Raw genomic sequence first — 17797 nt, forward strand, 5'->3', positions numbered from 1 at the left:
GTCGTCGCGGTTTATGTTGCCATGTGGCGCCTGGACAGGAGAAGGCAGACGAGGCCGGCCGAACCCCGTGACCGCCCGGTGGCCAGTTGGGTTCGGCCAGAACGCGGTCCGCACAGACGCGCGGCAGGAGCGAACCTGGCTGCCCGGCCGATTACACTCGTCCACGCCGGTCGCGATGTCCGGCCGACCGATGGGAGTGAGGCTGTGCGGAGGGCGCACCGGTGCTTCTTGGTGGCGATGGTTTCCCTGCTGGTGGCCGTGCTCGGTTCACATGCCCACGCCGCCGCCGCTGATGTCAGGATCCCGCTGGGGGGCGGCGCGGGCATCGTCGTCAACGGCGACACCATGTGCACGCTGACCACCATCGGCGGGGACGCCGCGGGTGAGCTCATCGGTTTCACCTCCGCGCACTGCGGGGGTCCGGGCGCTCAGGTCGCCGCCGAGGGCGCGGAAAACGCGGGCGTCTTGGGCACCATGGTCGCCGGCAACGACAACCTCGACTACGCGGTGATCAAGTTCGATCCGGCCAAGGTGACCCCGGTGGCGAACTTCAACGGCTTTTTGATCAGCGGCATCGGTCCGGACCCGGCCTTCGGTGAGATCGCCTGCAAACAGGGCCGCACCACCGGCAATTCGTGCGGCGTCACCTGGGGGGCGGGCCAGACGCCGGGCACCATCGTGATGCAGGTCTGCGGCCAGCCCGGCGATTCCGGCGCGCCGGTGACCGTCAACAACGAACTGGTCGGGATGATCCACGGCGCGTTCAGCGACAACTTGCCGACGTGCATCGTCAAGTACATCCCGTTGCACACCCCGGCGGTGGTCCAGTCCTTCAACGCGATCCTGGGCGACATCAACGCCAAGCACCGCCCCGGTGCGGGGTTCAGCCCGCTGCCGGCCTGATCGTCACCGGCTACTTCGCCGCCCTGATCGCGTCGAACACGCCGGGATCGAGCAGCGTTGACGTGTCGCCCAATTCGCGGTTTTCGGCGATGTCCCGCAACAGCCTGCGCATGATCTTGCCGCTGCGGGTCTTGGGTAGCTCGGGCACCACGTGCACCTCGCGCGGGCGGGCGATGGGGGAGATCTCCCGGGCCACCTCGACGCGCAGGTCGTCGACGATCCCGTCATGCACCTCGAAATCCGCGCACAAGACGACGAACGCGCAGATGGCCTGGCCTGTCGTCTCGTCGGTCGCGCCGACCACCGCCGCCTCGGCCACCGCGGCGTGGCCGACCAGCGCCGACTCCACCTCGGCCGTGGAGAGCCGATGCCCCGACACGTTCATCACGTCGTCGATGCGGCCGACCACCCAGATGTCGCCCTCGGTGTCGTAATAGGCGCTGTCACCGGCGAAATACCAGCCTTGCTCGGCGAATCGGGACCAGTAGGTCTCGACATAACGTTGCGGATCGCCCCAAATGCCGCGCAGCATCGACGGCCACGGCTGGTCCAGCACCAGGTAGCCGGTGACGTGCTCGCCCTTGTCCTCGCCCGGTGGGGGCAGCTCCTCGCCGTGGTCGTCGACGATCTTCGCCGAGACACCCGGCAGCGGCCGCATCGCCGAACCCGGTTTGGCCGCAGCGATTCCGGGCAACGGGGAGATCATCGTGGCGCCGGTCTCGGTCTGCCACCAGGTGTCGACGATCGGAAGGCTGTCGGCGCCGATCACCTTGCGGTACCAGCGCCATGCTTCGGGGTTGATCGGCTCGCCGACCGATCCCAGCAGCCGCAGGCTGGTCAGGTCGTGGGCGTCGGGAATCTCGCGGCCCCACTTCATGAACGTGCGGATCAGCGTGGGCGCGGTGTAATAGATTGTCACGCCGTATTTTTCGATGATCTCGAAATGCCGGTGCTGCGACGGGCTGTCGGGTGTGCCTTCGTAGAGAACCTCGGTGACGCCGTTGGCCAGCGGGCCGTAGACGCCGTAGGTGTGTCCGGTGACCCAGCCGATGTCGGCGGTGCACCAGAACACGTCGCTGTCGGCCTTGATGTCGAAGACGTAGTGGTGCGTGTAGGCGGCGTGGGTCAGGTAGCCGCCGCTGGTGTGCACGATGCCCTTGGGCTTGCCGGTGGTTCCCGAGGTGTACAGCAGGAACAACGGTTGTTCGGCGTCGAACGGTTGCGGGGTGTGTTCGGGGGAGGCTGCGTCGACGACGTCGTGCCACCACAGATCGCGGTCGTCGTTCCAGGACACGTCAATTCCGGTGCGCCGCACCACAACAACGTGCTCGATGGGGCTGTCCGGGTCCGAGACCGCCTCGTCGGCGGCGTCCTTGAGGGGCGCGGGCTTGCCGCGGCGGAACTGCCCGTCGCTGGTGATCAGCAGCTTGGCATCGGCGTCGGCGATGCGGGCCTGCAGCGCTTTGGCGGTGAAGCCGGCGAACACCACGCTGTGCATGATGCCGAGGCGCGCGCAGGCCAGCATCGCGATCACGGCCTCCGGGATCAGCGGCAGGTAGATGGCGACGCGGTCACCGGCCACCAGGCCGAGATCGGTCAGCGCGTTGGCGGCCTTGCAGACCTCGGTTTGCAGCTGCGAGTAGGTCAGGCTGCGGTGGTCACCGACGGGCTCGCCCTCCCAATGGATTGCGACCCGATCCCCGTGGCCCGCCTCCACGTGGCGGTCCACGCAGTTGTATGCGACGTTGAGCTTGCCGTCGCCGAACCATTTGGCGAACGGCGCGTCAGACCAGTCCAGCACCTCGGTGAACGGCGTCGCCCAGGACAACCGGTTGGCCTGCTCGGCCCAAAAGGCCAGCCGGTCCCGCTCGGCGTCGCGGTACAGCTCCTCGCCCGCATTGGCTTGTTCGGCGAATCGCGCCGACGGGGGATACGACGAGGGGCCCGCAGAGTTGGTGGCGGTCACTGGCTTCTCTCCTGTGTCGAGGCTGCGCCGTTCGGTGGCGAGCCTAGCCCGGCGACGGCGAGCGCCGCATGGCGCGAGTGAGGAGCCGGGCAATCGGGCCTAGCCGGGCGACGGCGAGCGCCGCATGGCGCGAGTGAGGAGCCGGGCAATCAGGGCTAGCGGTGTGCGGCCCGGCCGTCTGCGGCGTAGCTGTGCGAGCGGGAATTGCGCGGCCGAATCCGGGGTCAAAGGGTGCCCTCGGGGCGGATAATCACCGTGTGCCGGGTCATGGGCGGAGCATCCGCCGACTAGCCCCCAGCTTTGCCGCGGCCGCAACGACTTACGCCGCCGCCACAGTGCTGGGGTGGCCCGCGTCGGCCATGCCGGCCGACACCGTCGACGCGCCGACACCGTGCTGGTCGGACCAGATCGCCGTATCCGCCTCCCCGACGGAGGGTGCGGTGGGGCACCGCGCGGTGACCCTGATCTTCACCCTCGCCGGCGGCGCGGAGCCCTGCACCATCGCCGGATACGCCGGGGTCGACTCCGGCGCCGGCGGCCCATTGGTGCACGCCCGGCCCACCCCGCGCGGATATCTGGGCGGCCTGCCGGCCGGCGTCAACGTCGCGCCCGCCGTCATCCTGTCCATCTCGACCCAGGGCCAGGCGATCGTCGAGGGCATCGCCGTCGACGGCGAGGGAAAGCCGTGCCCCACCTACACGGACCTGCTCGTCAATCCGCCCGGCACCACCAACGTCGTGACGGTGTCGGCCACCATCGAGGCCTGCGAGTTGCAGGTGCATCCCGTCACCGCGGTCTGAGCGACTCAGCCGGCCCTGGCCAGGCAGTAGACCCGCGCGGGGCTGGGGTAGGAATTCGCCTTAGTCCCTGCAGGGCACTGGGTTTCGTCCACGCTGCCGTCGATGCGCTTGAAAACCTTGAACGTGGCTAAGCGCGGGTTGTCACAGTCGGCCGGCGTCCAGGTGGCCGTCGTGGTGGGATCCGTCTGCAGGTAACAGTGCCCTTCGATGAGGTTGGCGATGAAACACAACGTGTGGGCGTTGTTGGCGAGGCGTGAATAGACGGAGCCATCGCGCTTGCCGTCCGGGCAGGTCGCCGTCGGTCCCTCGCCGGCGGCGAGCTCGAACGTCGCCACGGGGTTGGCGCAGTCAGACGGTGACTTCAACGAACCCATGCGCACCTCGAACTCCGAGAAGCACTGGCCGATCTTGGGCACCGCGGCCGAGCCCGACGTTGATGCCTGGCCGATGGTGTGCGATCCCCGCCGGTCGTCGTGCGACGCGAACCGGGCGATTTTCCCCAGAATGGCCAGGCCGCTCAGCGCCAGCAGGACGGCGCCGACGGCGATCAGCGCGGTGCCCGACTTCCCCGCCGCCGGCCGTGGCGGGTAGCCCGGATACGGCGGCGGGGTCGGGTACGGGCCCGGATATCCGGGCGGGGGCGGCGGATAGGGATAGCCGGGGTGATAGGGCGGCGGGAGCTGCGGGGTCTGCCGACGGGCGCGGGAGCGCCGCCCAAGTCCGATGATGAGAAGCGTCAAGCCCGTCGCGGGAAGCCCGAGCAAGAACATCAGCCGGCCGACCAGCACGGCGGGGGATTCGTCGAGGGCCAGGTACGCGACGACCACCCGAGGATTCTAGGTCGCAGACGCGGCCACGGCACTTCACCGCCCGCACGACTTCAGGCCCTAGGGTCGGGTGTCATGCGTGCGATGCGGACCCCGCCGGCCTTGCTGGCCCCGGTCGTCGCCGCGATGCTCGTGGTCGCTTCGCTTGCCGGATGCGGCGGCGGTGTGCTGAGCCCGGATCTGGTGGTGGTCAACGGCGGCGAACCGCCCAACCCGCTGATCCCCACCGGCACCAATGACAGCCAAGGCGGGCGAATCCTCGACCGGCTCTTCGCCGGGCTGATGTCCTACGATGCCACCGGCCATCCGTCGCCCGAGGTCGCCCAGTCGATCGACACCACCGACAACGTCAACTACCGCGTCGTCCTCAAACCCGGCTGGACGTTCACCGACGGATCGCCGGTGACGGCCCATTCGTTCGTCGACGCCTGGAACTATGGGGCGCTGAGCACCAATGGCCAACTGCAGCAAAGCTTCTTCAGCCCGATCGACGGATTCGACGCGGTCGCCGGCCTCACCGGCGACGGCAAGCCGACCGCCACCACGATGTCGGGGCTGCGGGTGATCAACGACCTGGAGTTCACCGTCCGGCTCAAGGCGCCGACCATCGACTTCAGGATGCGGTTGGGACACAGCGCCTTCTATCCGCTGCCGCGGGCCGCCTTTCGGGACAGGAGCGCGTTCGGGCAGCACCCGATCGGCAACGGGCCGTACCAGCTCGCCGAGGGCCCCGACGGGCCGGCGTGGGAGCACAACGTCCGAATCGACTTGCGGCCCAACCCCGGATATCGCGGCAACCGCCGACCACACAACAAGGGCTTGAGGTTCGAGTTCTACGCCAACCTGGACACCGCCTACGCCGACCTGCTGTCGGGCAACCTCGACGTGCTGGACACCATCCCGCCCAGCGCCCTTCCGGTCTACAAGCGCGACCTCGGCGACAAGGTCACCAGCGGTCCGGCCGCGATAAACCTGAGCCTGGACACCCCGTTGCGGCTACCGCACTTCGGCGGTGAGGAAGGACGGCTGCGCCGTCTGGCGCTATCGGCCGCCATCAACCGGGCGCAGATCTCGCGGCAGATCTTCGTCGACACCCGCAGTCCCGCACGCGATTTCACCGCCCGATCGCTCCCGGGTTTCGACCCGAACATCGCCGGTAACGACGCGTTGGACTTCAATCCCGGGCGAGCGCGGCAGCTCTGGGCGCAAGCCGATGCGATCTCGGCGTGGAGCGGACGCTACGCGATCGCCTACAACGCCGATGCGGGACACCAGGACTGGGTGGACGCGGTGGCCAACAGCATCAAGAACGTGCTGGGCATCGACGCGGCCGGAGCGCCGCAGCCCACCTTCGCGGGCTTTCGCACCCAGATCACCAACCGCAGCATCGCCACCGCCTTCCGCGCCGGATGGCAGGGGGACTACCCGTCGATGATCGAATTCCTCGCGCCCCTTTTCGCCACCGGCGCGGGATCCAACGACGTCGGCTACTCCAGCCGGGAGTTCGACGCCGCGCTGGCGACCGCCGAAGCCGCGCCCGACATTGCGCAGGCCACCAGGCTGGCCAACGACGCCCAGCGAATCCTGTTCCACGACATGCCCGTTGTTCCGCTGTGGAACTACATCAGTGTCCTCGGATGGTCGGCTGAGGTCAGCAACGTCACGGTCACCTGGAACGGGCTGCCCGACTACGAGAACATCGTGAAGGCTTGAGATGGGTTGGTATATCGCGCGCCGGATCGCCGTCATAGTGCCCGTGTTCCTGGGCGCCACGTTGCTGATCTACGGCATGGTCTTCCTGCTGCCCGGCGACCCGTTGGCCGCGATCGCCGGCGATCGCCCGCTGACGCCGGCGGTCGCCGCGCAGCTGCGGGCCCGCTATCAACTCGACGACCCGTTCATCGTGCAGTATCTGCACTACCTCGGCGGCGTTCTGCATGGCGACCTGGGCCGCGCCTATTCCGGGCTACCTGTCAGCGACGTTCTCGCACATGCGTTTCCGGTCACCCTGCGGTTGTCGTTGATCGCGCTCGCGGTCGAGGCGGTGCTGGGCATCGGATTCGGGCTGATCGCGGGCCTGCGCGCGGGTGGCCTCTTCGATTCCACGGTGTTGATCACCGGCCTGGTCATCATCGCGATCCCCATCTTCGTGCTGGGATTCCTGGCGCAGTTCGTGTTCGGGGTCCGGCTCGGCATCGCCCCGGTGACCGTGGGGCAAAGAGCCACCTTCACCCGCCTCCTGTTACCCGGAATCGTGCTGGGCTCGGTGTCTTTCGCCTACGTGGTGCGGCTGACCCGGTCGGCGGTGGCCGCCAACGCGCACGCCGACTACGTGCGCACCGCCACCGCCAAGGGATTGTCGCGACCCCGCGTCGTGACGGTGCACATCCTGCGCAACTCGCTCATCCCGGTGGTGACGTTTCTGGGAGCGGACCTGGGTGCGCTGATGGGCGGGGCCATCGTGACCGAAGGCATCTTCAACATTCACGGGATCGGCGGTGTGCTCTATCAAGCCGTCACCCGGCAAGAGGCTCCCACCGTGGTCTCGATCGTGACCGTCCTGGTGCTGATCTACCTGCTCACCAATCTGATGGTCGACCTGCTGTACGCCGCGCTGGATCCCCGGATCCGTTATGGCTGAGCGGATCCCCGGACGGGGCGGATTCTGGCGCGACACCTGGCGGCGGCTGCACCGGCGCCCGAAGTTCATCGGTGCGGCCCTGCTGATCGCGTTCATCGTCGCCGTCGCGATGTTTCCGGCGCTGTTCACCACCGTCGACCCGACCTACGCCGACCCCGGTCAGAGCCTGCTGCCCGCGTCGCGCGCGCACTGGTTCGGAACCGACTTGCAGGGCCACGACGTGTACGCCCGCACGGTGTACGGCGCGCGCGCCTCGGTCACGGTGGGCCTGGGGGCCGCCGCGATCGTGTTCGTCGTGGGCGGTGCGCTGGGTGCGCTGGCCGGCTTCTACGGCGGCTGGATCGACGCGGTGGTCTCCCGCGTCACCGACGTGTTCTTCGGGCTGCCGTTGCTGCTGGCCGCCATCGTCCTCATGCAGGTCCTGCACCATCGCACCGTCTGGACGGTCATCGCGATCCTCGCGTTGTTCGGGTGGCCGCAGGTGGCCAGGATCGCGCGTGGTGCGGTGCTCGCGGTGCGCGCCAGCGACTACGTGCTCGCCGCTAAAGCGTTGGGGATGAGCAGGTTTCAGATCCTCCTGCGGCACGCGCTGCCCAACGCCTTGGGACCGGTCATCGCGGTGGCCACCATCGCCCTCGGCCTCTTCATCGTCACCGAGGCCACGTTGTCGTACCTCGGTGTGGGATTGCCGACGTCGGTGGTGTCGTGGGGCGGCGACATCAATCTCGCCCAGACGCGGCTGCGGGCGGGCTCACCCATCCTGTTCTATCCCGCCGGCGCCCTGGCCATGACCGTGCTGGCCTTCATGATGATGGGCGACGCGCTTCGCGATGCGCTGGATCCGGCGTCGAGGGCGTGGCGGGCATGAGCGCGGACGCCTCGCCACTGTTGTCGGTGGACGGCCTGGACGTCAGTTTCGGCGGCCAGGCCGCGGTGCGCGGCCTGGACCTGTCGGTGTTGCCGGGGCAGACCGTCGCCGTCGTGGGCGAATCGGGATCGGGGAAATCCACCACCGCCGCCGCGATCCTCGGACTCCTTCCCCCCGGCGGGCGAATCACCGGCGGGCGCATCGTGTTCGACGGCGTCGACATCTCGGCCGCCGACCGCCGAGCGATGCGTGCGATCCGGGGCCGGCAGATCGGCTACATTCCGCAGGACCCGATGACCAACCTGAACCCGGTGTGGAAGGTCGGCTTTCAGATCCGGGAAGCGTTGCGGGCCAACACCTCCGACTCGCGCACCCGGCAGCGCGCGGTGGAGCTGCTCGCCGCGGCGGGGATGCCGGACCCGGCGAAACAAGCCGGGCGCTACCCGCATCAGCTGTCCGGCGGCATGTGCCAGCGTGCGCTGATCGCGATCGGGTTGGCGGGCCGGCCGCGGTTGTTGATCGCCGACGAGCCGACCTCCGCGCTGGATGTCACGGTGCAGCGGCAGGTGCTCGATCACTTGCAGCGGCTCACCGCCGAACTGGGCACCGCGCTACTGCTCATCACGCACGATCTGGCGCTGGCCGCCGAGCGCGCCGAGTCCGTCGTCGTCGTCCACCGGGGGACCGTCGTGGAATCCGGTGCGGCACGGGCGATCTTGCGGAGCCCGCAACACGAATACACGCGGAGGCTGGTCGCCGCCGCGCCGGCGCTGACGGTCCGGGGTGGCGCGCGGTCGCGTCCCGCAGCGGTGCGTCCGGACGAGGCGGCCGACGACATCCTCGTCGCCTCCGGGTTGACCAAGATCTACCGCGAGCCCCGCGGTGTTCCGTGGCGGCGCAGCGAATTTCGCGCGGTCGACGCGGTGTCGTTTCGGCTGCGCCGGGGAAGCACACTGGCGATCGCCGGGGAGTCGGGGTCGGGTAAGTCCACCCTGGCGCGGATGGTGCTCGGCCTCCTGGCTCCCACGGCGGGCACGGTGGCGTTCGACGGCACCCGGATCGACGACGCGATGCCCCGGGACGCGCAGCTGGCTTTCCGCCGGCGGGTGCAGCCGGTGTTTCAAAACCCTTACAGCAGCCTGGATCCCATGTATTCGGTGTTTCGCGCCATCGAGGAGCCGTTGCGGATTCATCGGGTCGGCGACCGCAGGCAGCGCGCACAAGCGGTGCGCCGGCTGGTCGACCAGGTGGCGCTGCCGTCGTCGGTGTTGGACCGCCTGCCCCGCGAACTGTCCGGCGGTCAACGCCAGCGCGTGGCGATCGCTCGAGCGCTGGCGTTGCGTCCCGCGGTGCTGGTCTGCGACGAGGCGGTCTCAGCCCTCGACGTCCTGGTCCAGGCGCAGATCCTCGATCTGCTGGCCGACCTGCAGACCGAACTGGGCCTGGCCTACCTGTTCATCAGCCATGACCTCGCGGTGATCCGGCAGATCGCGGACGACGTCTTGGTCATGCGCGCGGGCCGCGTGGTGGAGCAGGCGCCCACCGAGGAACTGTTCACTCGCCCCGGCCACGAGTACACGCGGCAGCTGTTGGATGCCATCCCGCACGCGCGGTGAATCCGGCGGAGATAGGTTGTCAAGCTGTGACGGCTGATCCTCTGGCGCCCCTGATGGAACTGCCCGGCGTCGCCGAGGCAAGCGACCGCGCCCGCGAGGCGCTGGGGCGCGCCCATCGCCACCGGGCCAACTTGCGCGGTTGGCCCGTGACCGCCGCCGAGGCCGCGCTGCGGGCGGCCCGCGCGTCGTCGGTCCTCGACGGTGGTCCCATCCGGCTCGAGGACCTCGCCGACGCCGGCAAGGTCAGCGATCCGGTGTTCGCGGGCGCGCTTCGGGTGGCGCAGGCGCTCGAGGGCGGCGAAGGCCCCGTCGTCGGCATCTGGCGGCGAGCACCCCTGCAGGCGCTTGCCCGCCTGCACATGCTGGCCGCGGCCGACCAGGTCGACGCCGAGCATCTGGGTCGCCCGCGCGGCGATTCCGGCGTGGGTCCGCGGCTCGAGTTGTTGGCGGAGCTGGTGAACGGCCGCACCCAGGCGCCGGCCCCGGTGATCGCCGCGGTCGCGCACGGTGAGTTGTTGACGTTGAAGCCATTCGGCAGTTCCGACGGCGTGGTCGCGCGCGCGGTGTCGAGGTTGGTGACCATCGCCAGCGGGCTGGACCCGCACGGGTTGGGCGTGCCCGAGGTCAGCTGGATGCGCCAACCCGCGGCGTATCGCGACGCGGCACAGGGTTTCGCCGAGGGCACGCGCGAGGGCGTGGGCGCGTGGCTGGTGCTGTGCTGCCGGGCGATGCAAGCCGGGGCGAAAGAGGCTCTGGCGATCGCCGACTCGATGTCGAATCGGTAGCTGGCGCAGTAGCCCGAACGCGGGGAAATCGGGCCCGGAAACGTGTAGAGCGGGCGACGTTCCGAATGATCGGTCCGCCGCCCGCTAGCACGGGACTCGGTTACCAAGCGTGCATTTCTGGGCTGCGTGGGTTGGCCTCGGCGATCTCGCGACGCTTCTGGCTGCAGCCCCACCCAAAGGGCCGTCGACGCTTCCGCTCTTCGCAATTACGCAGGCTCGCAACACTTCTGCCATTTTCGCGGCTATGACTCCGCGTGGGTGCCGGGCACCGTGCTGGGCGCCCGGGTCGGGAGATCGAACCTTCTCTTCCGGATCGACCTAGGCCTCACCGGGCTTCCGTGGTTCCTTTGTACTACTAGACCCCTAGCACAGCAAGAGCCAATTCGCGAAATGGCGCCGAATACGTTTTGTATTGCGCGTGTAACGCGTTTGCTGCCGCCGCCGGCTCAGAACGCGTAGCGGCGCAGCAGCGAATAGGTGACCGCGCCGGCGGCCAGCGCGCTGATGCCCACCGCGGCGGTGGTGGCGATCGCCGCGCCCGACGGGGCCGGGATGCGGTCGCGCAAGGACACCGGGCGGGAGAACGACATGACCGGCCAACCGCGCTCGAGGGCTTCCCTGCGCAACCCGCGGTCGGGATTGACGACGCTGGGGTGGCCGACCGACTCGAGCATCGGCAGGTCGGTGATCGAGTCGGAGTAGGCGTAGCAGTGTTCCAACGGATAGCCCTCGCGAGCGGCCAGCTCGCGGATCGCTTGGACCTTGCCCTCGCCGTAGCAGTAGAACGCGATCTCGCCGGTGTACCGGCCGTCCTCGACGACCATGCGGGTCGCCATCGCGTGGGTGGCGCCCAGGGCGCGGGCGATCGGCGCGACGATCTCCTCGCCAGAGGCCGACACGACCACGACGTCGCGCCCGCACAATTTGTGGGCGGCGATCAGATCGGCGGCCTCGGCGAACACCAACGGGGTCACGATGTCGTGCAGCGTCTCGTTGACGATCGACTTGACCTGTTCCACGTCCCAGCCGGTGCACATGTTGGTCATGTGCGCCCGCATCCGATCCATCTGGTCATGATCGGCACCGGAGAGCAGGTAGATGAACTGGGCGTAGCTGGACTTGAGCACGGCGCGGCGATTGAGCAGGCCCTGGGCGAAAAACGGTTTGCTGAAAGCCAGCGTGCTGGACTTCGCAATGATCGTCTTGTCCAGATCGAAGAAGGCCGCCGTGCGGGCGTGGGTAGTGGTGCCTGCCGCTGATTGCCCCGCGGCTGACTGCTCCGCAGCCGGGTCGAAGACGGTCACGGACCCAGCATAGGTCGGCGGTGACGTCGGGCCGCGATCCCGCACCGGAAATGGCCGCTCAGGGCCGTGCGAGGGTCGGGTGACGCCGTGTTTACGCGGCTCAAGGTCATTTTTCAGTAAATGATCTATTGCGTTATTGCGGACTGTCATGTGTATAGTAAGCATTACTCGGCCTGAGCCGAGGGTGTATCAGCCCGACCCCCCGGGGCTGATGCACGACGACCCTCGCCTCCTCCCCCCCTGGCGGGGGTCGTCCCTTTTCTCGGGTCTTTTTGGGCGGTTTCCCCCCGATTTCGGGCGCGTGGGCCGGCCCTCGACGCGTTGCGGGGAATCCGTCCGTCGTCGCTGGCGCACCGCCGCCGCACGTGGTTTGTGCACACTCGCGTCTCTATCCCCAAATCCGCGTTTGGGACTGGTGTGCCAGGTTGGGGCGCTGCACAGTGGGCGGATGACTGGCACTTCCGGAGCACAAGGCGCCCATCACGCGGGTGTGTTGGCGATGCTGGCGGAGCCCGAACTGCGCGCCGAGGTGGAGCGGGTGGCGGCCGCGGCCGGGGTGCGGTTGGTGCATGCCGGCGGCGCGGCGCCGGTGAGTCGCAAGACCTGGACGGCGGCGGCGGCCGTCGTGCTGGACGCGCGGGCGGCCGCGCGGTGTGAGCGCTGGGCGCTGCCACGCCGCGATCACGTGACCGTGCTGACGGTGGGCGAGCCCGAGTCGACGACGTGGGCGGCCGCCGTGGGCGTCGGCGCCGAGCACGTGCTGCGACTGCCCGGGCAAGCGGCCGACCTGGTTGGCGCGTTCGCCGAAGCCGCCGAGTCGTCGCGCGACGACGGGTCGCGCGGCCACGCCGTGGCCGTCATCGGAGGCTGCGGCGGGGCCGGCGCCTCGTCGCTCGCGGTCGCCCTTGCTCAGGCCGCCGCCGACGCGCTGCTGGTGGACCTCGACCCGTGGGGTGGCGGCATCGAATTGTTGCTCGGCGGCGAAAACGCGCCGGGCTTGCGCTGGCCGGACCTGGCCCTGCAGGCTGGGCGGCTCACCTGGTCGGCGGTGCGCGATGCGTTGCCGCGACACCGCGGCATCAGCGTGCTGTCCGGAACGCGGCGCGGGTACGAGGTGGACGCCGGGCCGGTGCACGCCATCGTCGAGGCCGGGCGTCGCGGGGCGGTCACCGTGATCTGCGACCTGCCCCGCCGCTTCACCGACGCGACCCAGGCCGCCCTGAGCGCCGCCGATCTGGTCGTGGTCGTCAGCCGCTGTGACGTGCGTGCGTGCGCGGCGACCACCGCGATGGCGCCGGTCCTGGCCGCCACCAATCCCAACGTCGGCCTGGTGGTGCGGGGCCCGTCGCCGGGCGGACTGCGCGCGGTCGAGATCGCCGAGATCGCGGGAATGCCGCTGCTGGCGGCGATCAAGGCGCAGCCGCAACTCGGCGAGCAGGTCGAACGCGGCGGCCTGCGGTATCGGCGTCGGTCCGCGCTGGCGGTGGCGGCCCGCGAGGTGCTCGGGGTGCTGCCGCCCGCGCGGGCGGCGCGGAACGGGCGGGCGGCGTGAGCGGTTCACTGATCGAACGCGTCCGCGAGCGGCTGGCCGGCGAAGCCGGCCCGCTGGGTCCGTCGGTGGTGGCCGCCGCGATCCGGGCCGAGTCCGGCGGGATGCTCGGCGACACCGAGGTGCTGGCCAATCTCCGCGTGCTGCAGACCGAACTCACCGGCGCGGGCATTCTCGAACCGCTGCTCTGCGCGGACGGTACGACCGACGTCTTGGTGACGGCACCGGACGCGGTATGGGTCGACGACGGCAACGGTTTGCGGCGCACCGGGATTCGCTTCCCCGACGAGCCCGCGGTGCGGCGCTTGGCGCAGCGGCTGGCGCTGGCCGCCGGCCGGCGGCTGGACGACGCGCAGCCCTGGGTCGACGGCGAGCTGTCCGGCATCGGAGCCGGGGGATTCGCGGTGCGGCTACACGCGGTGCTGCCGCCCGTGGCCGCCGCGGGCACCTGTTTGTCGCTGCGGGTGCTGCGGCCGGCCAGCCAGGACTTGGCGGCCCTGACCGCCGCGGGCGCGATCGACCCCGTGGCCGCCGCGCTGGTCGCCGACATCATCGCCGCCCGCCTGGCGTTTCTGGTGAGCGGCGGAACCGGCGCGGGCAAGACGACATTGCTGGCCGCGATGTTGGGCGCCGTACCGCCGGCCGAACGGATCGTCTGCGTCGAGGACGCCGCCGAATTGGCGCCGCGGCACCCGCATCTGGTGAAGCTCGTCGCGCGGTGCGCCAACGTCGAGGGCGTCGGCGAAGTCCCGGTGCGCCAACTGGTCCGGCAAGCGCTCCGGATGCGGCCCGACCGCATCGTGGTCGGCGAGGTCAGGGGCGCCGAAGTGGTGGACCTGCTGGCCGCGCTGAACACCGGGCACGACGGCGGCGCGGGCACCGTGCACGCCAACAGCCCCGGCGAGGTTCCCGCCCGCCTGGAGGCGCTGGGCGCGCTCGGCGGCCTCGATCGTGCGGCGCTGCACAGCCAACTCGCCGCGGCCGTGCAGGTGCTGCTGCATGTCGAACGCGATCGCACCGGCCGGCGGCGACTCGGCGAGATCGCCGTGCTGCAACCGGTTCAGGGGCAGGTCCGGGCGGTCACGGTGTGGCACGCGGATCGGGGGATGACGGACGACGCGCCCCGGCTGCGGCGCGTCCTGCAAAGCCGGATGCCGGCGTGAACGGCCCGCAGGCCGGCGCGCTGCTCTTGGCGCTCGCGCTGGTCATCGGCCGGCCCTCGCCGCGGCGACGGCTGCGCGCGACGGCGCAACCGAGGTGGCGGCTCCCCTCGCGCGGGCTCCGCGGGGTGGCGTGGCTGGCCGTGGGCCTCGGCTGCGCGGGCGTGGCCCTGCTGCCGCCGACGACCGTTCTGTGCGGCGCGGTCGTGGGCGCGACCGTGAGCGTGCGTTACCTCCGTCGGCGCCGCATTCGGCGCGCGACCCGCGAGGGCCACGCGCTGGAAACCGCGCTCGACGTGCTCGTCGGTGAACTGCGGGCCGGCTCCCACCCGGTGCGCGCGTTCGGCGTGGCCGCCGACGAGACCGCCGGCGCGGTCGCGGCGTCACTGCGATCGGTGGCGGCGCGGGCCCGGCTGGGAGCCGATGTCGCCGCCGGGCTGGCCGCCGCGTCGCGCTCCTCGGCACTGCCCGCGCAGTGGGAGCGGCTCGCGCTGTGCTGGCGGCTGGCCAGTGACAACGGGTTGGGGGTTGCGACCCTGATGCGGGCGGCCCAGTGCGATATCGCTGAGCGGCAACGGTTCTCGGCGCGTGTCGCGTCGAGCCTGGCGGGTGCGCGCGCGACCGCGACGATACTGGCCGCCCTGCCGGTGCTGGGCGTGCTACTCGGCCAACTGGTCGGGGCCCGCCCGCTGACCTTCCTGCTGGGCGGGCAGGTGGGCGGGTGGCTCTTGCTGATCGGGTCAACGCTGGCCTGCGGCGGGCTGCTGTGGTCGGACCGCATCGCCGATCGGGTGGCGTGAGGTGGAGACGCGCGAGTGGGTGTAGCGGCAATGTTGCTGGCCACGGCGCTGTGGATGGCTCCCGGTCCGTCGCTGACGCGACTGCGTGCCGGCATGCCGTCGCGTGGCGGCCGGGCGCTCGCGACGGCCCGGCGAACGGATGGCCCGGATCCGTTGGCGGTCGCGTCCTGTCTCGACGTGCTGGCCGTGTGCCTGCGGGCCGGGATGGCGGTGTCGGCCGCCGCGGCCGCCGCTGCGCCATCCGCCCCGCCGCACCTGGCCCGCGTCCTGCGCCGCGCCGCCGACCTGCTGGCGCTGGGCGCCGATCCCGCTGTGGCATGGGCGATTCCGTCGGACCACTCCGCGCGGCCGGACGACACGCACATCGAAGCGCTGCTGCGGTTGGCCCGGCGTTCGGCGTCCTCGGGCGCGGCGCTGGCCGATGGCGTCGCCGAGTTGGCCGACCAGTCCCGTCACGACGCCGCACACGCGGCCACGGCCGCCGCCGAGCGGGCGGGGGTGCTCATCGCCGGGCCGCTGGGCCTATGTTTCTTGCCGGCATTCGTCTGCCTGGGCATCGTCCCGGTGGTGGCCGGCTTGGCCGGTGACGTGCTGCAGTCGGGTCTACTGTGAAACGAAAGGAAGTCCTTGATGATCAACAAGTTTCGCGAATTCGCCGCGCGCGTGGCCGTGCTGGCGGCCGACGAGTCGGGCATGTCGACGGTCGAGTACGCCATCGGCACCATCGCGGCGGCGGCGTTCGGCGCGGTGCTGTACGCGGTGGTCACCGGCGATTCCATCGTGTCGGCGCTGACCAACATCATCGGCCGTGCGCTCAACACCAAGGTGTAGCCGGCAGTGCCGGCGCGAGCACCGTTGAGGCGGCGCTGGGCATCGCCTCGCTCGTCGTCGTGCTGGTGCTGTGCCTGGCCGGTGTCAGCGCCGTCTCGATGCAGGTGCGCTGCATCGACGCCGCCCGCGAGGCCGCCCGGCTGGCCGCCCGCGGCGACGAACGCTCCGCGGTGGCCGCCGCGGTCCGGCTCGCCCCCGCCGGCGCCCGGGTCGACCTGCACCGCGACGGCGACTTCCTGGTCGCCACCGTCGCCGCGCATTCGAAGTTCCTGCCCGCCTTGGATATCGGCGCGAACGCGGTCGCCGCGGCCGAGCGGCCATGACGATCGGGGGTCGGCCACGGTGGTCGCCGCCTGGATGGTCGTGGTGCTGCTCTGGGCGACCGGCGTCGCCGGCTACCTGGGCTCGGCGGTGGTGGCGCGTCACCGCGCACAGGCGGTGGCCGACCTGGCCGCCCTGGCCGCTGCGGCGCGGCTGACGTCGGGATCCGCCGCGGCCTGCATCCAGGCCGCGGCCGTCGCCCGCGCGATGCGGGTCGACGACATCGGCTGCGTGGTCGACGGTCTCGATGTCGTCATCACGGCGCGGGTGCCGGTCGTCGTCGCCGGTACGGCACGTGCCACCGCGCGGGCGGGGCCCGCCGGCGGGCGAAATGGCTAGGGCGTCTGCGGCAGCCCCGCGGCCGCCAGCTCGTCGTCGGTGGGCAATCGCAGGGAGACCAGCCCCGCGTATGTATCCGGCTCCAGTTCGACCCGGTTGACGGTGACGTGCACGGGCACCCAATCCGCGTCGTGGCCGGGCAACCGCAACACCCGACTGGTGGCGCCCCCGCCGAATTCCCTTGTCATGGTGGACATCACGTCCTGATCGTCGGGATGGACCCGCGGTTTTCCGGTCTCGCTGCTGCGCCAGTCATAAAACGTGCAGGGCTCGTCGAGCCATTTCAACAGGGTCCAGTTGTTGAGGTCGATCAGCGCGCGGTGCACCCCGGCCTGGGCGAGGCCGCTGAGGATCCGTTGGGCCAGATCATCGGTCGACACCGCCGGGCCCTTGAGTTCGGATTGCCAATTGATCGCCCGCGCCACCAGGTGCTCCCGGCCGTCGGGCCCCGGCTCCAAGATCGTGCGCGCGACGAAACCTATCCGGATGGCCTTGCCCCGCCAGTCGGTGAGATCCCAGGTGCTGCACAGCGTTTGGTCGGGCTTAGCCTTGACCGCCATGGCGAGCACCTTGGTTTCGTTCGGGTTGAGCTCGCGGGACGGCAGGTCCTCGGCGAAAGCCCTGCCGAAGGTGACTTCGACTTCGGGATTCTTGCCGCTGTTGATCAGCGATTCGCGGGTGTCGGTCGCCACCCCCATGGTCAGGTCCCACTTCAGCGGCCCCGGAATCGGGCGCTCGGGTGGGTCGATGTCCGACGGCCCGGTCCACACGTGCACGCCGTGGATGAGCCCGTCGGACATCACCACGGGTTCGGTGCGAATGATGCGATCGCGCTTGGGCGCGATGCTGGTCAGGGCCTGTCCGGTCTGGACCGATTCGGCGATCGCCGTTCGCACCGCGGCGAGATAGGGGCTGCGGCGCAGGAAGGTGGTGATCGGGACGAGATTCTTCAGTTGGCGCCCCTGCGCCACGACGGTGGGATCACCCCCGAGTGTCTCCACGAGCAACCAGTCGTGGGCCATGCGGCTGAGTTTACGGCGACGGGACGGATCCGGGGGAGCGGGTGAACCGGCGGGCGACCTCGCCG

At 70.3% G+C, this 17797-nt stretch carries 18 protein-coding genes; 14 read left to right on the forward strand and 4 right to left on the reverse strand.

Going from position 1 to position 17797, the window contains the following annotated elements:
• Nucleotides 1-204 precede the first annotated feature (204 nt).
• Complete coding sequence (locus W7U_RS23460; protein WP_020188338.1) at nucleotides 205-903, forward strand: peptidase; 699 nt, start codon at nucleotides 205-207, stop codon at nucleotides 901-903.
• 10 nt (nucleotides 904-913) lie between these two features.
• Here W7U_RS23460 and acs read toward each other — a convergent pair whose 3' ends face one another.
• Nucleotides 914-2869 (reverse strand): acetate--CoA ligase, encoded by a 1956-nt coding sequence (gene acs, locus W7U_RS23465; RefSeq protein WP_008263376.1) that lies wholly within the window; start codon nucleotides 2867-2869, stop codon nucleotides 914-916.
• A 257-nt stretch (nucleotides 2870-3126) separates the two neighbouring features.
• On the opposite strand from acs, the gene W7U_RS23470 reads away from it, so the two are divergent.
• Nucleotides 3127-3669, forward strand: a complete 543-nt coding sequence (locus tag W7U_RS23470) for a DUF4232 domain-containing protein (protein ID WP_170320642.1) — start codon at nucleotides 3127-3129, stop codon at nucleotides 3667-3669.
• Nucleotides 3670-3674: 5 nt separating this feature from the next.
• On the opposite strand, the gene W7U_RS23475 is transcribed toward W7U_RS23470, so the two are convergent.
• Nucleotides 3675-4496 (reverse strand): hypothetical protein, encoded by an 822-nt coding sequence (locus tag W7U_RS23475; protein ID WP_008263385.1) that lies wholly within the window; start codon nucleotides 4494-4496, stop codon nucleotides 3675-3677.
• Nucleotides 4497-4580: 84 nt separating this feature from the next.
• On the opposite strand from W7U_RS23475, the gene W7U_RS23480 reads away from it, so the two are divergent.
• The 5 genes from W7U_RS23480 to W7U_RS23500 are packed head-to-tail and all read left to right on the forward strand — an operon-like array spanning nucleotide 4581 to nucleotide 10406.
• Nucleotides 4581-6209, forward strand: coding sequence for an ABC transporter substrate-binding protein (locus W7U_RS23480; RefSeq protein ID WP_170320652.1), 1629 nt, complete (start codon nucleotides 4581-4583; stop codon nucleotides 6207-6209).
• 1 nt (nucleotide 6210) lies between these two features.
• Nucleotides 6211-7137 (forward strand): ABC transporter permease, encoded by a 927-nt coding sequence (locus W7U_RS23485; RefSeq protein WP_008263389.1) that lies wholly within the window; start codon nucleotides 6211-6213, stop codon nucleotides 7135-7137.
• Complete coding sequence (locus W7U_RS23490; protein WP_008263391.1) at nucleotides 7130-8005, forward strand: ABC transporter permease; 876 nt, start codon at nucleotides 7130-7132, stop codon at nucleotides 8003-8005. Before W7U_RS23485 ends, W7U_RS23490 begins: the two co-directional genes overlap by 8 nt.
• Nucleotides 8002-9621 (forward strand): ABC transporter ATP-binding protein, encoded by a 1620-nt coding sequence (locus W7U_RS23495; protein ID WP_014383708.1) that lies wholly within the window; start codon nucleotides 8002-8004, stop codon nucleotides 9619-9621. The genes W7U_RS23490 and W7U_RS23495 overlap by 4 nt, the downstream gene beginning before the upstream one ends.
• Nucleotides 9622-9647: 26 nt before the next feature.
• Nucleotides 9648-10406: a hypothetical protein gene (locus W7U_RS23500; RefSeq protein WP_008263395.1), complete on the forward strand. Its 759-nt coding sequence runs from the start codon at nucleotides 9648-9650 to the stop codon at nucleotides 10404-10406.
• A 446-nt stretch (nucleotides 10407-10852) separates the two neighbouring features.
• Here W7U_RS23500 and W7U_RS23505 read toward each other — a convergent pair whose 3' ends face one another.
• The gene (locus W7U_RS23505) at nucleotides 10853-11710 is read right to left on the reverse strand and encodes an HAD-IB family hydrolase (protein ID WP_008263396.1); all 858 of its coding nucleotides are present in this window, start codon (nucleotides 11708-11710) and stop codon (nucleotides 10853-10855) included.
• A 499-nt stretch (nucleotides 11711-12209) separates the two neighbouring features.
• Between W7U_RS23505 and ssd the strand changes: the two genes are divergently transcribed.
• The 7 genes from ssd to W7U_RS23540 are packed head-to-tail and all read left to right on the forward strand — an operon-like array spanning nucleotide 12210 to nucleotide 16710.
• A complete protein-coding gene (gene ssd / locus W7U_RS23510) occupies nucleotides 12210-13262 on the forward strand; it encodes a septum site-determining protein Ssd (protein WP_008263398.1) in 1053 nt (350 codons plus the stop codon).
• Entirely contained in the window at nucleotides 13259-14422 is a 1164-nt protein-coding gene (locus tag W7U_RS23515) for a TadA family conjugal transfer-associated ATPase (RefSeq protein WP_014381704.1), read from the forward strand. Before ssd ends, W7U_RS23515 begins: the two co-directional genes overlap by 4 nt.
• Nucleotides 14419-15219 (forward strand): type II secretion system F family protein, encoded by an 801-nt coding sequence (locus W7U_RS23520; protein WP_008263413.1) that lies wholly within the window; start codon nucleotides 14419-14421, stop codon nucleotides 15217-15219. Before W7U_RS23515 ends, W7U_RS23520 begins: the two co-directional genes overlap by 4 nt.
• A gap of 15 nt (nucleotides 15220-15234) precedes the next feature.
• Nucleotides 15235-15831: a type II secretion system F family protein gene (locus W7U_RS23525; protein ID WP_179300125.1), complete on the forward strand. Its 597-nt coding sequence runs from the start codon at nucleotides 15235-15237 to the stop codon at nucleotides 15829-15831.
• An 18-nt stretch (nucleotides 15832-15849) separates the two neighbouring features.
• Nucleotides 15850-16050: a DUF4244 domain-containing protein gene (locus W7U_RS23530; protein WP_008263417.1), complete on the forward strand. Its 201-nt coding sequence runs from the start codon at nucleotides 15850-15852 to the stop codon at nucleotides 16048-16050.
• A gap of 35 nt (nucleotides 16051-16085) precedes the next feature.
• Entirely contained in the window at nucleotides 16086-16373 is a 288-nt protein-coding gene (locus W7U_RS23535) for a TadE family type IV pilus minor pilin (RefSeq protein WP_026071053.1), read from the forward strand.
• 19 nt (nucleotides 16374-16392) lie between these two features.
• Entirely contained in the window at nucleotides 16393-16710 is a 318-nt protein-coding gene (locus W7U_RS23540) for an Rv3654c family TadE-like protein (protein ID WP_008263421.1), read from the forward strand.
• Here the strand turns inward: W7U_RS23540 and W7U_RS23545 are convergent.
• Nucleotides 16707-17732, reverse strand: a complete 1026-nt coding sequence (locus tag W7U_RS23545) for a PAS domain-containing protein (RefSeq protein ID WP_008263424.1) — start codon at nucleotides 17730-17732, stop codon at nucleotides 16707-16709. The genes W7U_RS23540 and W7U_RS23545 overlap by 4 nt on opposite strands.
• Between the last annotated feature and the right edge of the window lie 65 nt (nucleotides 17733-17797).

The sequence above is a fragment of the Mycobacterium sp. H4Y genome, assembly GCF_000364405.1.
GTDB classification, from domain to species: domain Bacteria; phylum Actinomycetota; class Actinomycetes; order Mycobacteriales; family Mycobacteriaceae; genus Mycobacterium; species Mycobacterium intracellulare.